Annotated in this window: 15 protein-coding genes; 10 read left to right on the top strand and 5 right to left on the bottom strand. The window is 38.3% G+C overall.

What is annotated here, in order from left to right; all coding sequences use genetic code 11:
• The first annotated feature begins 65 nt into the window (after window positions 1-65).
• The gene (locus JZY04_RS01015) at window positions 66-1,055 is read left to right on the top strand and encodes a lysylphosphatidylglycerol synthase transmembrane domain-containing protein (protein ID WP_122142470.1); all 990 of its coding nucleotides are present in this window, start codon (window positions 66-68) and stop codon (window positions 1,053-1,055) included.
• A 67-nt stretch (window positions 1,056-1,122) separates the two neighbouring features.
• Here JZY04_RS01015 and JZY04_RS01020 read toward each other — a convergent pair whose 3' ends face one another.
• On the bottom strand, window positions 1,123-2,409 hold the full coding sequence (locus JZY04_RS01020) for a Fic family protein (protein WP_122142440.1): 1,287 nt from the start codon (window positions 2,407-2,409) through the stop codon (window positions 1,123-1,125).
• Between the two features lie 117 nt (window positions 2,410-2,526).
• On the opposite strand from JZY04_RS01020, the gene JZY04_RS01025 reads away from it, so the two are divergent.
• The gene (locus JZY04_RS01025) at window positions 2,527-2,928 is read left to right on the top strand and encodes a type II toxin-antitoxin system HigA family antitoxin (protein ID WP_122142439.1); all 402 of its coding nucleotides are present in this window, start codon (window positions 2,527-2,529) and stop codon (window positions 2,926-2,928) included.
• Between the two features lie 63 nt (window positions 2,929-2,991).
• Here the strand turns inward: JZY04_RS01025 and JZY04_RS01030 are convergent, their stop codons facing one another.
• From JZY04_RS01030 to JZY04_RS01050, 4 genes are all read right to left on the bottom strand, one after another.
• Complete coding sequence (locus JZY04_RS01030) at window positions 2,992-3,444, bottom strand: hypothetical protein (protein ID WP_122142438.1); 453 nt, start codon at window positions 3,442-3,444, stop codon at window positions 2,992-2,994.
• On the bottom strand, window positions 3,410-4,408 hold the full coding sequence (locus JZY04_RS21175) for a hypothetical protein (protein WP_250707025.1): 999 nt from the start codon (window positions 4,406-4,408) through the stop codon (window positions 3,410-3,412). The genes JZY04_RS01030 and JZY04_RS21175 overlap by 35 nt, the downstream gene beginning before the upstream one ends.
• Before the next feature lie 470 nt (window positions 4,409-4,878).
• Complete coding sequence (locus JZY04_RS01045; RefSeq protein ID WP_122142437.1) at window positions 4,879-5,793, bottom strand: DUF4373 domain-containing protein; 915 nt, start codon at window positions 5,791-5,793, stop codon at window positions 4,879-4,881.
• Window positions 5,794-5,946: 153 nt separating this feature from the next.
• A complete protein-coding gene (locus JZY04_RS01050) occupies window positions 5,947-6,294 on the bottom strand; it encodes an SH3 beta-barrel fold-containing protein (RefSeq protein WP_032543254.1) in 348 nt (115 codons plus the stop codon).
• A gap of 1,085 nt (window positions 6,295-7,379) precedes the next feature.
• Here JZY04_RS01050 and upfY point away from each other — a divergent pair.
• The 8 genes from upfY to JZY04_RS21420 all read left to right on the top strand — a co-directional run bounded on the left by upfY (window position 7,380) and on the right by JZY04_RS21420 (window position 15,075).
• Window positions 7,380-7,940 carry a capsular polysaccharide transcription antiterminator UpfY gene (gene upfY / locus JZY04_RS01055; protein ID WP_122142469.1) on the top strand — a complete coding sequence of 187 codons (561 nt, stop codon included), beginning with the start codon at window positions 7,380-7,382 and terminating at the stop codon, window positions 7,938-7,940.
• A gap of 11 nt (window positions 7,941-7,951) precedes the next feature.
• Window positions 7,952-8,434, top strand: a complete 483-nt coding sequence (locus JZY04_RS01060; protein ID WP_122142436.1) for a UpxZ family transcription anti-terminator antagonist — start codon at window positions 7,952-7,954, stop codon at window positions 8,432-8,434.
• 36 nt (window positions 8,435-8,470) lie between these two features.
• On the top strand, window positions 8,471-9,361 hold the full coding sequence (rfbA, locus tag JZY04_RS01065) for a glucose-1-phosphate thymidylyltransferase RfbA (protein ID WP_122142435.1): 891 nt from the start codon (window positions 8,471-8,473) through the stop codon (window positions 9,359-9,361).
• Window positions 9,361-9,936, top strand: coding sequence for a dTDP-4-dehydrorhamnose 3,5-epimerase (gene rfbC, locus JZY04_RS01070; protein WP_022011491.1), 576 nt, complete (start codon window positions 9,361-9,363; stop codon window positions 9,934-9,936). The genes rfbA and rfbC overlap by 1 nt, the downstream gene beginning before the upstream one ends.
• Window positions 9,937-9,956: 20 nt before the next feature.
• A complete protein-coding gene (locus JZY04_RS01075) occupies window positions 9,957-10,346 on the top strand; it encodes a hypothetical protein (protein ID WP_008659260.1) in 390 nt (129 codons plus the stop codon).
• Window positions 10,347-10,365: 19 nt separating this feature from the next.
• Entirely contained in the window at window positions 10,366-11,682 is a 1,317-nt protein-coding gene (locus JZY04_RS01080; RefSeq protein ID WP_022011492.1) for a UDP-glucose/GDP-mannose dehydrogenase family protein, read from the top strand.
• 9 nt (window positions 11,683-11,691) lie between these two features.
• Window positions 11,692-12,627 carry a UDP-glucuronic acid decarboxylase family protein gene (locus tag JZY04_RS01085; protein ID WP_022011493.1) on the top strand — a complete coding sequence of 312 codons (936 nt, stop codon included), beginning with the start codon at window positions 11,692-11,694 and terminating at the stop codon, window positions 12,625-12,627.
• 1,014 nt (window positions 12,628-13,641) lie between these two features.
• Window positions 13,642-15,075 carry a lipopolysaccharide biosynthesis protein gene (locus JZY04_RS21420; protein ID WP_022011496.1) on the top strand — a complete coding sequence of 478 codons (1,434 nt, stop codon included), beginning with the start codon at window positions 13,642-13,644 and terminating at the stop codon, window positions 15,073-15,075.
• Window positions 15,076-15,078 lie beyond the last annotated feature (3 nt).

The raw sequence follows: 15,078 nt of genomic DNA on the forward strand, positions 1-15,078 counted from the left end.
GGCTATTCTTATATCATTGTATAAATTATTAACGTTATCTTTGATGCGTTAAATTGTATATTGTTTTGAAGAGTAAATTTCGTAATTTGTTTTTGGCCTTTGGCATCCTGGCCGTCATCATCATGCTGTTCACTTTCGATGTGTCTTATGATGAACTGCTGGACAACCTGCGGCGTGCCGGATTTTATCTGCCGCTGGTTCTGGTCCTTTGGCTTTTCATCTATCTGATTAATACCCTTTCGTGGTATATCATCCTTCGTAGCAGTGGTCCGGTGAATTCATTGTCGTTCGCCCGGCTCTATAAATTCACGGTTTCCGGTTTTGCGTTGAATTATGTCACTCCCGTGGGACTGATGGGAGGGGAGCCTTACCGGATTATGGAGCTGACTCCCTATGTCGGAGTGGAGCGTGCCACATCTTCGGTCATCCTGTATGTGATGATGCATATCTTTTCGCATTTCTGTTTCTGGCTCAGCTCGGTGTTGATTTATGTCTTTTTTTATCCGGTCGGTTGGGGGATGGGCATTGTCTTGGGGTTGATCACACTCTTCTGCCTTTTACTTGTCACTCTTTTTATCAAAGGCTACCGGAACGGTATGGCTGTGGCATGCGTACGTCTGGGTAGTCATATCCCTTTTTTGAAGAATCGTGCAGTCCGCTTTGCGGAACTCCATAAAGAAAAACTGGAAACCATAGACAGTCAGATAGCATTGCTTCATCAACAGCGAAAAAGTACCTTTTATTCGGCATTGGGTTTAGAGTATACCGCTCGCATAGTGGGGTGTCTCGAAGTCTGGTTGATTCTGAATGTATTGACTACGGATGTCAGTTTTGTCGGTTGCATCCTGATCGTCGCTTTCTCTTCCTTGTTGGCTAATCTGCTTTTCTTTCTTCCCATGCAATTAGGGGGTAGGGAAGGAGGCTTTGCCCTGGCGGTAGCCGGCTTGTCTTTGTCCGGAGCATATGGGGTATTTGCCGCTCTGATTACACGGGTGCGGGAGATGGTCTGGATTGTTATTGGGCTGGTGCTGATGAAGATAGGAAATCGGAGATAGAGTAATGATGAAAAGCTGAATTTCTGAGAAATTTCTATCATTAAGGATTATGAATGTGTCTAATCACTCAGTTCATTCTTAAATATGAGCAATATTTGGCAAGCAGATTCTCTAATGGGAGGTTGCCATTTTCAAACCGTTTTGCGTCCAGTGGCAAAATTCTTTCGCGTACATGTATCTTACCCTTATAGAGAGCTTTAATGTATTTATTACCGTTTTTCTCTTCAACACTGATTTCAGAAAAAAAGGCAGTAATGTCTTCCGGATCATATATAATAGAATAGCTCGGACGTTTAGCACCGGGAATATCCTCTCGAAGAATGTCTTTTTCTACAAGGTCTTGAATATCTCGTATGGCTGTGTCTTTGGAACATTTAGCCAATGTTGCCCAAGTCTTGGAAGTTATTTTAGCCTCATAACCGTCAAGGAACAGGTTCAGTATATCGGTCTGCCTTTGGCTTAGTGGAATGAACGAAGTCTTTTGCCAAAAGAAACTTTTGTTCAAAATAGTGCTGACGATATTTTCCGCTTCATCAAGTGCAGCAGACAGCGTATTGGCATACCAACATATCCACTCAGTGATGTCACCATCGCCATGTTGAGCCTTTTCCAAAATATCGTAATAGTGGTTCTTATCCTTATTTATCTGCGAGGAAATGTTGTAAAATCGGAACTCGCTCTTGTCGGCACGGGCCAACAGCATATCAGAAAGTATGCGTGCCAATCGTCCGTTACCATCTTCAAATGGATGAATACTAACAAACCAGAAATGTGCAATAGCCGACCGAATAACTGAATTTACATTTTCCTGACTGTTAAACCAATCAATGAACTGTGCCATTTCCTCATCCACACGTTCCGGTGCAGGGGCAATATAATGGATTTTCTCGCGACCGAACATCCCGGAAATTATATGTTCCTCGTTTGTACGATACCTACCAACTTCAATCTGTGAGCCCTCGCTGAAACCGGTTGGGAAGAATGCTGCTTGCCATGCACAAATTTTCTCTTTTGTCAATGTCTGGTTGTAATGATTCACTGCATCAAGCATAACCGCCACAACAGAGTCTACATAGTGTGACGGTACTGTCTGTTTTATGTTTTCAATACCCAATTTTCGAGCTATGGATGAGCGTACTTCGTCTACATTTAGGCGTATGCCTTCAATTTCTGACGAATAAACAACATCATACGTCAAGTTCTCTGCCATCGCTTTTAACTTGCTATCAAAGCCAAGCGAGGCAAGTCTGCCGTACAACAAGCCCTGTTTACGATTCACTTCTTCAAGAAGTACTGTCAGTTCAGAAGCGTTCCAATGGAATACTGTCCAATTGTCTCTTTCGTGTATATACATACTTAGAATATGGTTGATGCGTCATTAAGCCATGAATAACGCCGCAATATTTGCAACGAAATTAATCATTTATTGTCGTATTACCAAGCAAAATAGTGTAATGTCGCAAAAAATGCGATGATTTTAGGCGCAAAACGTCTGGTTGTCACGATTTACATCCAGTATCACTTATGCCTAAAATATGAATTTGCTTTGGCGAGAGTGGAAGAACTTCTACCATTGGTTGATGATAATATCCCTGCGAATGATAAGAATACAGTGGAACTCTCTGTTATGTCCGACATAGTTATTGCATACGAAAAAGAACATTATCCGATAGAAAAACCAACTGTTGCAGAATTAATAGAACTTTATCTTGAAGAAAAAGGAATGAGCCAAAAGCAACTTGCCATTGAGATTGGAATAAGTCCTTCACGGGTGAATGATTATATTGCAGGACGTTTAGAACCTACTTTGAAAATAGCCCGTTTGCTTTGTCGGGTATTGAATATTCCTCCCGCTGCAATGTTGGGTTTTTAAATAGAGGGTTATGATACATGTAAATGAAAAGGCTCGATTTATGTGGCTCCGTTGAGTACATAATTATTTTATGTCTATAATTTTTCTTTTACTATCCATTTTCATTATTGTTGTGGGATAAAAAAGGAATATGGAGTCTAACAATGTGTCTTGAATATCAATGATAGATCTTGAAACTGTTTCTATTGATATTGATCCATCGTTATTTATAAACACAAATGTATTTATTCCATCAGAGATTGCATTTTCCTTTATTTTATTTAAATCATGCTTTCTCAACTTTATCCTATTTAATGTAGAATTGTACTGTTGATACGGTGGAATAATATAGCATTTTTGCCATTTATCATTTCTCAGAGAATCGAGTCTAAATTCGGTTTCTGGTTTTATTCCTGATAGCTTTCTTTCGAAAGTTACCTTTGATACCACCTCTTTTTGGCAACTAAGCAAAGAAAATAAGATTGCTAAAAACAGATATGACTTATGGATGTAATTTTGTTTGTAATTTTCCATCATTTTTATATTTTATTATTTCCTTAAATAAACGTTCTTCTGACCATTTATTTTGTTTTGCTAGATCTCCCAGTTGATAACCAATGGAGTTATTAAATAGATCCATATTCTTCTCTGCAATATCTTGTCCCGGATTTTGTTCATGTGCATCACCGAACTCTTTTGCCAGATTTGCATTTTCTGAAAGCGTGTTGAGAGCACTCCAATAAACATGTCTTACCGCATCGCCCTCTCCATTGTGCTGTCCTGGAAATTTTTTAGCTGCTTCACTAGCTTTTCTTGCGTTATCATGAAATTTTTTAATTACTTGTGGATGTCGCATAAGGAAGCGCTTTTCTGCTTCAGTCAGCCGACTATAATCGCCACCAGATGAAGAACTATCTGAGGAACTTTCATTGCCATGTTCTTTAAGCCATTTGCTGTGTAGGAACTCAAGAAAAGCTTCATCATATGGATCTGAACAGATATGACTCATTTGTCGACATAAATCTCCAAGAATTGTAACTTCGGGAATCCACCCGGCATCTATAATACCGGCTCTGGTAATAGGAGCATTTATAATATCCCAAAAATTTTCCGGTAGCCCAATGATGGTAAATCTTATGATATTTGCTGATTTGATATTTGAAATAAACAAATAATAGGAATTGTGTTCAGGATTATCCTGTGCTAGCAGAGGAACACATAAATGGAGTGTGTCTTGTTTCTGAAGAACCATAGAAACATTTTCCCATTTAGGGCTTAAAATCAAGTTCTTATAAAGTTCTGTATTATTAAAGTTTTCATCAAAATTGATTTTGGAGTAATTAATGATGTCAGTTATTTGGCTCTTTAATAGTCCTGAGGAATCAGATTGTTCATTAAGAGTAATAATAGGGATATTATTATCCCAAGCATTGTCTTCATTGCCACAGGACATAAAAACTAAAAAAAATAGACTGAGAAAGAGTGATACAAAATACTTCATAATGTTTAGGTTAGGTCATAAATTATCTAATGTATTTGCCGCAAATATATTATAATGCAACTTAATTTAAGTTCTTAATCTTACAGAAAATGTTGGGCAAGATAAAAAATACCTAATTGTAGGTATTTGTTGGAGGTGTGGAAAATGTTTTTGCAACAAGGGTATATCCTTAGGTGAGAATAATATCGTAACAATTAACATTGTTAACTCCCCTTCTCAGCCATTTTTATTCTTGTGTGCAAATAACAAGTCTTTTGCATTTAAAACACTTGTTATTTGCATCCAAAGAATAAACTTTAACTTTGTGTTAAAACAAAGCTTTTACTGACAGATGTTTTGAACTTTTAATGGTTTGTATTTCAGCTTGTTAAGTTTGATCTTTACTTCTTAGGCTCACTGAAGATCTCTGTAGACTAAAACCGATATACTTGCTTTTTTGTCAACTACAAATCGGGGACTCATACTCCCTGCTATCTTCTTTTCGCCTTGTTCAGTGCCGCTATCAGATACCTTCCTTTTGCCCCTATGTCACTCCAGCAAGTGTTGGCAATCAGCCGCCACACCGTCGTTTCCTTTCTTCCATAGTCCGACAGCCTGAGAATGGCATTTACCTCGCTTACCTCGTTGATCCCCAATCTTTGGAGCGTATCCGTCAGTCCCGGATAATTGTGCGTCATCGTATTGAAAGCGTATCCCGGTATCGGGAGAGAAGCAGAATCCTCCATCCTTTCTTCCTCCTTCCCCTCGGGGGGAGCTGAGGGGGGTAATTCTTTATTTTCCTTTGCTCTACTTTTCTTTACTTTACTTTGTCCGAAATTGCATGCATTTTTTGCGTTAACGGCTACATCGTGTACTACATTTCCCGGGCTAACGGCTACATCTCCTGTGCTGACAGCTACTTTTCCTTCTTTAAGCGGCTTGGGTCGTTCAATTTCCTGTTGTGTGGATGCATTGTCCGGTTTGCCGCTTTCCTTTTCCGGTTTATCGTTTTCCTTTTCCGGTTTCACCATCAGGTAGGGGAGTTCCGACAACTCTCTCTTTCTCCGCTTTGTCGCCTCCATCCATACCTTTTGTATACTTTCCGAAGTCAGTATTCCGTTTTCCAGATAACTGTTTTTGTCCATTATCCCTTTGATAAAGAGGATCTCAATGATCCCCTGCACCTCAGCGACCTGTACCTCCCTTCCTGCCTTGTTGGCAAAGATCAGGCACTGCTCTTCATCCCAACGGATGAAGTATCCCTCCTTGTATATTTTACACAGCAGTTTCAGTACGATTGCCGGGCCCTTTATTCCGTATTTAGCTTCTATCACTTCCATTGCGTTCTCTTCCATGAAGTTTACGCCCACCGGGAAATAGTTGATCCCGTCATATATTGTTGCCATATTTGTTTTTTTTAGATTAGTTGTTTGTACTTTCAATAATACATTAATACATTCACCACAAATTACCCCGGATTCCCAAAGACGTTTTCACTTGATTCCTCAAAATAGAAATCATTCATCTGTGAAAATTCCGTGTAATCTGTGGTGCCCACCCTATACGATCGGTCTCCATTCCATGAAGTTCTCCACCTGGAATGTCGTCCATCGCTGTTCGTCCACATTCCAGTAGACTACTGCGCCTTCAATTTGTGTGGGATCATACTTCTTGTGGAATTCCGCTTCATAGTAGATCAGTGTCGCTTTCACCAACCTGAAGTCTCCGTTCTGCTTCTGATAAGCGATGGCTGCGTGCCCGTATTGCAGGTGGTCGGTCAACGCTTCCAGGCGCTCCGCCATCCATTCGGCACATTGTTCGGTATATCCTTTCTCAAAGACAATCCGTCTCTTCCATCTCAGTTTCATGGCTTCACTTTGTGATGCCGGTCTTTTTTTCCGTTTCATACGTATATTTTTTAAGTTGATAAAATGTTATCGCCACGAAGATAGGGGACGTTTCATGTAAGGCGGATTATCATAATTCATTGTGCGTATTTTTGTGGATGGCGGGTTTGTGCTGTCTATTCTTTTCCACTTCTTCCCAAATGCTGCTGATATAGACTAATATTGAACTGATGGATAATGGTTTAAATACTCCGTTTTTAATATTTCCGATTAGTCTTTTTTCATTGATGTAGCGTGCGAGTGAAGCCTGACATGTATTGATATTTTGTATGTTCGCATCTTCTATGTAGGATTCTATCAACGCTTTGATAAGTTCTCCTTTATGCGAAATTATTCCACGTATCGGTATTCCTTTCTTTCTGCCTCTTGTTTCTTTAACTATTTCTGTATTAGATTGTTGTGATTTGCTAATAGCGTTTTTTTACACTTTTGTCCACAATCTGAAATAATCCTTTTTCTTTGTCCATAATTTCTTTTATTTTGTTAATGATTAAATGTTGTTAATTTGTTGCAAAGGTAGAAAGGAATCTATCGGTAGGCAAGTAAAGATGGAATTAAAGAGAAAATGAACGCTTCTGATTAGATAACTATTTGTTATATAGTATGATATTAATTGAAAAAGTGAGTGTTTCAATAGACGTTCGTTTAATTGAACGCAAAGATAGGGGGTATTTTTAGAACTACAAAATGTTTAATAAAAAAAATGATTTTTCTCTTTTGATTGTTATCCCAATATCTTAAACCACAGGTATTTATGAATTAACAAAAAACAGTTTATTATCTGTCTGATTTTGTTTTCTGTTCTCTTCTGATTTATATACAAAAATCATGTGTTTTTAAACGAACGTCTATTGAAACACTTTTTGTTTTCAATACCCTCGTTTAAAGGCTATTATAATAAATAACTATTTTCTGCCTCTCCTTCTGTGATAGTGGAGGGTCATTAAATAACATGGATGCACTGAATTTTTCATTAAAATCCGCATTACATAACTTGACCGGGAGGTATGCTTCGCTACTCCGGTGTCCCCAAAGAACATCCTGACGTGAACGACATGACAACATCCGCATCTATCGAATCTTCGATGGAGCGTTCTCAATCCCTCCTGTCTTCTTCCGCTTTGCACTGGTATGCCTTGCGTATCACTTACGGGCGTGAACTGGCTTTGCAGGAGTACCTCAATTCGGAGAGGATCGAGAATTTCATCCCCATGCACTACGAATATACCATTAAAAACGAGCGTCGGGTTCGTAAGCTTGTTCCTGCGGTTCATAATCTGGTTTTTGTCCGTTCCTCGCGTAGTTGTATCGATGCCATCAAAGAGAGCAAGGGCACCACGCTTCCTATCCGTTACATTATGGACCGTGAATACCATCGTCCCATCATCGTTCCTGATTCTCAAATGCGTAATTTCATGGCGGTCTCTGCGAATTATGATGAATCCCTGCTTTATTTCGAACCTTCCGAGTTGAACATCCGCAAGGGTACCCGTGTGCGTATCACCGGGGGGCTTTTCGAGGGGGTGGAGGGCGAGTTTGTCCGTGTCCGCAATGACCGTCGTGTCGTAGTCACCATTGAAGGAGTCATGGCTGTCGCCACCACTTTTGTCCATCCTTCATTGGTCGAACCTGTCATCGAAAAATAACATAAAAAGATATGAACTATTTAGAATCCGAAATCTCCGCCCTTTATGCTTCTGCCCATGAACTTTGCTACTTAGGCATGGACGGTCGGCCGATCTACAGTGATCAATTCACCCGTCTGAATCGTGATGTTTTTTCTCAGGCTAATGCCTTGTACGACAAGCGTGGCAATAGTCATGAAGAAGAGGCCCGGTTGTGCCTGTCGCTCCTGATGGGATATAATGCGACTCTCTATAATAACGGTGACAAGGAGGAACGTATTCAGCATATTCTGGATCGTTGCTGGGATGTATTGGAGCATCTGCCTGCCTCCCTGTTGAAAGTCCAACTGTTAGTTTATTGTTACGGAGAGGTTTTCGACGAGGAGTTGGCCCGGGAAGCTCAGGCTATCATCGATACATGGCAAGACAGGGAGTTGTCGGAAGAGGAGCGTGAGGTGATGGAACGCCTGAAGGATGTGCAAGAGAATCCGTATCCTTGGAGTGAGGTGGAATGATTTCGGTATAGTAATTTAATTTTAATAAGTATATTGATGAAAGGTATTGTCTTGGCCGGTGGTTCGGGCACTCGCTTATATCCGATCACCAAAGGGGTCAGTAAGCAGTTGCTTCCGATATTTGATAAACCGATGATCTATTATCCTATCTCTGTACTCATGTTGGCAGGGATTCGTGAAATATTGATTATCTCCACTCCATACGATTTACCCGGCTTTCAACGTTTGCTGGGTGACGGTTCTGACTTTGGAGTACGTTTTGAGTACGCCGAGCAACCTTCTCCTGATGGTTTAGCACAAGCTTTTATTATTGGTGAGAAATTTATCGGTGATGATTCAGTATGCCTGATTTTGGGTGATAATATTTTTCATGGCAATGGCTTTTCGGCTATGTTAAAAGAAGCGGTCCGGATTGCTGATGAAAAGCAAGAGGCAACGGTGTTTGGTTATTGGGTGAATGATCCGGAACGTTATGGTGTTGCGGAGTTTGATAAAAGAGGTAATTGTCTTTCCATTGAAGAAAAGCCGAAAGTGCCTAAAAGCAATTATGCCGTTGTTGGACTTTATTTTTATCCTAATAAGGTTGTGGAAGTTGCTAAGAACATAAAACCTTCTGCCCGTGGTGAGTTGGAAATTACAACTGTGAATCAGTATTTTCTGAAAAAAGAACAATTGAAAGTGCAGATTTTAGGACGTGGTTTTGCTTGGCTGGATACAGGTACGCACGACTCTCTGAGTGAAGCAAGTACCTTTATTGAAGTGATTGAAAAGCGCCAAGGGTTGAAAATAGCATGTCTGGAAGGCATTGCACTTCGTCAGGGGTGGATTAATTCTGATAAAATGAAGAAATTGGCTCAGCCTATGTTGAAAAACCAATATGGGCAGTACCTTTTGAAAGTAATTGATGAATTAGCTGCAGACCAATAATGAATATAATAGAAACTGATATAAAGGGTGTTGTGATTATTGAACCTCGTTTGTTTCGTGATGAACGCGGTTATTTCTTTGAATCTTTTAATCAAAATGTGTTTATAGAGAAAGTTTGTAAAACGATGTTTGTTCAGGATAATGAGTCTCAGTCAAGTTATGGAGTGATTCGTGGTCTGCATTTTCAGAAACCACCTTTTGCACAAAGTAAGTTGGTCCGGGTTGTGAAAGGCGCTGTTCTTGATGTAGCTGTCGATATCCGCAAAGGCTCTCCCACATTTGGAAAACATATTTCGGTTGAATTGACAGAGGATAATCATCGTCAGTTTTTTATTCCCCGTGGCTTTGCTCATGGCTTTTCTGTTTTAAGTGAAGAAGTGGTTTTTCAATATAAATGCGATAATTTTTATGCTCCTCAGTGTGAAGGCGCTATTGCTTGGAACGATCCTGATTTAGGTATTGATTGGAAAATACCAATGGAGGAAGTCATTTTGTCAGAGAAGGATTCTTGTCATTCAGCCTTAAAAGATGCCGCCTGGTTATTTGATTATTATGATAAACAAGATATGCTCTAAGGCGGACATTGACAATTAATATGTTTTTAAATGAGTTAAAAGACATAGCTTGGCAGTCTGCTCAGATTGTGGAAGAGTATAATCCTGCTCGCATTCGTAAAGATGCCTGTGGAGCTTGGATTGCCTATGCTGATTTTAATAATCGCAATAGCCTCTTTGGATGGGAATTGGATCATATTTATCCTGTTTCGCGTCTAAAGTTGCAGAATGTACCGGAGGAACTGTGGGATAATCCGTTAAATATTCGTGCTTTTCATTGGCAGAACAATCAGAGTAAAGGTAATTCTTATCCTATGTATACGGCTGTTGTTTCAGATGAAGGTGCAACCAATATGAAATGTGAAGCTGTTTATTTGGTGAATGAAGCATTACAATACAGCCTTCGCAAACTTTTTAAAATAACCGAATAATCATTATTTATTATAGCTTATGAATATTGCAATAGTAGGTACAGGCTATGTTGGGCTTGTATCAGGAACTTGCTTTTCCGAAATGGGTATCAATGTTACTTGCGTGGATGTAGATGAAAAAAAAATCCAGAAACTTCAGGATGGTGTTATGCCTATCTATGAACCGGGGTTGGATGAATTGGTGGAGCGCAATGTCAAAGCCGGACGGCTCCATTTTACCACCGATTTAACTACTTGCCTGGATGAAGTGGAAATTATTTTCAGTGCGGTAGGTACTCCGCCGGATGAAGATGGCAGTGCCGATTTGAAGTATGTTTTGGAAGTGGCCCGTACAGTAGGGCGCAATATAACAAAACATGTTGTTTTGGTTACAAAGAGTACTGTTCCTGTAGGTACGGCAAAGAAAGTTCGTGGGGTTATTCAGGAGGAGCTTGACAGGCGGGGTGTGAACATCGAATTTGACGTGGCATCCAATCCCGAATTTTTGAAAGAAGGAGCTGCCATTAAAGATTTTATGGCGCCCGATCGGGTAGTAGTCGGTGTTGAAAGTGCAAAGGCAAAAAAAATAATGGAGAGACTTTACCGTCCGTTTACCTTGAACGGTTATCCTATCCTGATGATGGATGTTGCTTCTGCTGAAATGACAAAATATGCTGCCAATGCTATGCTTGCCACACGTATCAGTTTCATGAATGATATAGCTAACCTTTGTGAACGTGTTGGCGCTAATGTTGACAATGTTCGCAAGGGCATGGGGGCGGATTCCCGTATTGGAAGTCGTTTCCTCTATGCCGGATGCGGCTATGGGGGATCTTGCTTTCCGAAAGACGTAAAAGCATTGGTTCATACTGGTATTCAGAATGGTTACCATATGCAGGTGATTGAAGCGGTTGAGGCAGTGAATGAAAAGCAAAAAAGCATTGTCTTTGATAAATTGCTGAATGCTTTTGGAGGAAACCTGCAGGACAAAACTGTTGCTATGTGGGGATTGTCGTTTAAGCCTGAAACTGATGATATGCGTGAGGCCCCAGCGTTAGTTGTTATTGAAAAACTGTTGCAGGCTGGTGCTATCGTGAAAGTTTTTGATCCGGTTGCAATGGAAGAAACGGAACGCCGTATCGGCAAGCAGGTAATTTATTGCAAAGACATGTATGAGGCTGTGATAGATGCTGATGCCATTGCCTTGATGACGGAGTGGAAACAGTTCCGCATGCCAAGTTGGGCAATCATCCGTAAAGCGATGAAGAATTTTGTTGTAGTGGATGGTCGTAACATTTATGATGGTGAAGAGTTGAAAGAGTTAGGTTTTACATATTCTCGTATCGGACAAAAATAAAAAACTTTGATGAAACGAATTTTAGTAACGGGTGGTGCCGGATTCATAGGTTCCCATCTTTGTGAGCGTTTGCTCAATGAGGGTAATGATGTTATCTGTTTAGATAATTATTTTACAGGGAGTAAAGACAATATTCGTCATCTTCTGGATAATCATAATTTTGAGTTAGTCCGCCATGACGTGACTACTCCTTATTATGCGGAAGTGGATGAAATTTATAATTTGGCTTGTCCGGCTTCTCCTCCCCACTATCAATATAACCCGATTAAGACCATGAAGACTTCTATTTATGGTGCCATGAATATGTTAGGATTGGCTAAACGTACGAGGGCTAAGATTCTTCAAGCTTCTACAAGTGAAGTTTATGGCGATCCTTCCATTCATCCTCAGGTTGAGGCTTATTGGGGAAATGTGAATCCTATCGGTATCCGCTCTTGCTATGATGAAGGTAAACGTGCTTCGGAAACCTTATTCATGGATTATCATCGTCAGAATGGGGTACGTATAAAGATTATTCGTATTTTTAATACCTATGGTCCTCGAATGAACCCGAATGACGGGCGTGTGGTGTCTAACTTTATTGTTCAGGCTTTAAGGAATCAGGATATAACAATTTACGGTAATGGTAGTCAGACCCGTAGTTTTCAATATGTGGATGATTTGATTGAAGCAATGACCCGGATGATGGCTACGGATGATAGTTTTATCGGTCCGGTCAATACAGGTAATCCAGGTGAATTTACGATGCTTGAATTAGCTCAAAAAGTAATAGATTTAACTAATTCAAAATCTAAAATTGTTTTTTGTCCGTTGCCAAGTGATGATCCTAAACAGCGCAAACCGGATATAGGTCTGGCAAAAGAAAAGCTGGCAGGGTGGGAACCGCGAATAAAGCTTGAAGAAGGACTGAAGAAAACAATTGAATATTTCGCTAGTATTGTTTGAAAAAGTTTTGAATGATATGAAGAGGGAATCTAATTTTGAGATGCTAAGAGTGCCGGCTATGTTTTTTATTGTATCTTGGCATTTTATAATACATGGTATTATGCATGTATTAACTTCCGAGATTTTTTAATTTGTTAAATGAATTTACTTCAATCTATTACTAACTGGATAATTATTGAATATATCATTTATCTTACTGCTGTTGGAGTTAATTGTTACGTTTTAATAAGCGGTTATTTTTTAGTAAAGTCTGAATTTAAATTGCATAAAGTGGTGAAGATATGGTTTCAAAAGCTTTTTTATTCAATTGGAATTTATGTCATTCTCACTTGTGTAGGAATTATTAATTCTTGATATAAAAGGCTTTGTCCTGTCTATGTTAATAATAAGAAACAATACTTATTGGTTTGTCATACAGTATACAGCCCTATTATTTTTAAGCCCGTTTTTATCAAAATTAGCATTATCTCTAACTAAAAAAATCAGTTGTTACTATTGGTTCTGTTTATTATAAATGTAAGTTTGAATTTTGGATTTTCTTATGGAGATATTTATTCTTCTCCTGTTAATATATCATAGTTTATATTTCTATTTTATATTGCTGCATACATACGACTGTTTAATCCATTTGCACAATGGAAGATTAAATATGGAAAATATTATTTAGTATTCTGCTTCATTTTGTTGATCTGTTATTTCTTGTATGAATATCTCTTATCGAAGTTCTCCTGCTTATAATGGATATACGTTTTTCTCTTCCATTTTGTTATTTCTATGAGCAAAGCATTATTTCTTTAAAAATAACATATTGTATCGGTTTATTGTCCGGTTAACTCCTTATATATTTGGAGTATATTTAATTTATTCTTATTTATCTAACATGTACTTTTGGGGATTATTTGCGAGCAAGATTATTCTTGTTCCTTAATTTTAATGCGAAAATTTGTTTCGCATTAAAGACGTTTGAGATTAAATAATATTTGCAGTAGTTTCTAATATCCAATAAAATTATTCGTGGTTGAATCTTTAAAACATCAAGCTATAAAAGGTGTTGTATGGAGTGCTGTAGAGCGTTTCTCTGTGCAAGGTATACAGTTTGTATTAAGTATTATTATTGCTCGCTTAGTTGCTCCTTCCGAATATGGATTGATAGCTATGCTTGGAATTTTTCTTGCTATAGCACAGATATTCATAGACTCAGGTTTTTCAAATGCATTGATTCAGAAGAATGATAGAACAGATATTGATTTTAATACAGTATTCTATTTTAGTTCTGTCATTTCAATAATAGTATATGGGTTATTATATCTTTTAGCTCCTTTTATAGCCTTATTTTATCATGAACCATTATTAGTAAAGTTGCTTAGATTCATTGGGTTGGGGCTAATTATTTCTAATATTTCTATCATTCAACGGACTAAAATTAGTATATCTCTTAATTTTAAACTTTTAGCCCGAGTCTCTCTTACATCTGTAGTAATAAGTGGAGCAATAGGAATATTTATGGCTATAAAAGGTTATGGCGTGTGGGCATTAGCAGTCCAATCTTTCATGAATGCAACTTTCAATACAGTATTTTTATTTTTTTTTGTACGTTGGCATCCTTCTTGGAGCTTTTCTTTTTCTTCGTTTAAAATTCTTTTTTCGTTTGGATCAAAATTGCTTATAGGAGGATTATTACATGTTATATATACAAATTTGTATACAATGGTTATAGGAAGAAAGTTCACATCTGCTGAGGTTGGACTTTTTAATCGCGCGCAAACCTTTTCCACTTTTCCAGCTATAAATATTACAGATATTTCTAGTCGCCCCATTTATCCTTTAATGTGTGAAATCCAGGATGATAGTGACAAATTACGTATAGCTTTTCTCCAGTATTTACGAATGATGTCATATATTATTTTTCCTTTGATGATAGGACTTTCGGTATTATCTACGCCTTTTATTAATCTTATTTTGACCGAAACATGGAAAAGTGCAGCTCCTTTACTGTCAATTTTGTGTCTGTCTTATATGTGGTACCCTGTGATGAATATTAATTGGCAAATATTAAATGTAAAAGGAAGAAGTGACTTGTCTTTGAAATCAGAAATAATAAAAAAAACAGTTGCTTTTATTATTTTGTTTTCTACCATGCCATGGGGATTAAAAATTATGTGTTGGGGATTGGTTTTATATAGTATTATAGATATTATAATAGTAATTTATTTTGTTAGGCGTGTTATTTCAGTAGGTTATACTACTCAAGCTACTTCAATTTTGCCAACATTTGTAGCTGCTTTATTAATGGGAGGAGGGGTTTACTTGGTGGCATCATTGTTTTCTTCTTCATTGTTACAATTAGTTATTGGGATTTTAAGTGGAATTGTCTTTTATGTATTGATTTCGATCCTATTTAATATTCCAGAATTACGCTCTATTACAAATATAATAAGTAAAAAATAGTAA

Source organism: Bacteroides sp. 11BF, from assembly GCF_019633765.1.
Classification (GTDB): domain Bacteria; phylum Bacteroidota; class Bacteroidia; order Bacteroidales; family Bacteroidaceae; genus Bacteroides; species Bacteroides hominis.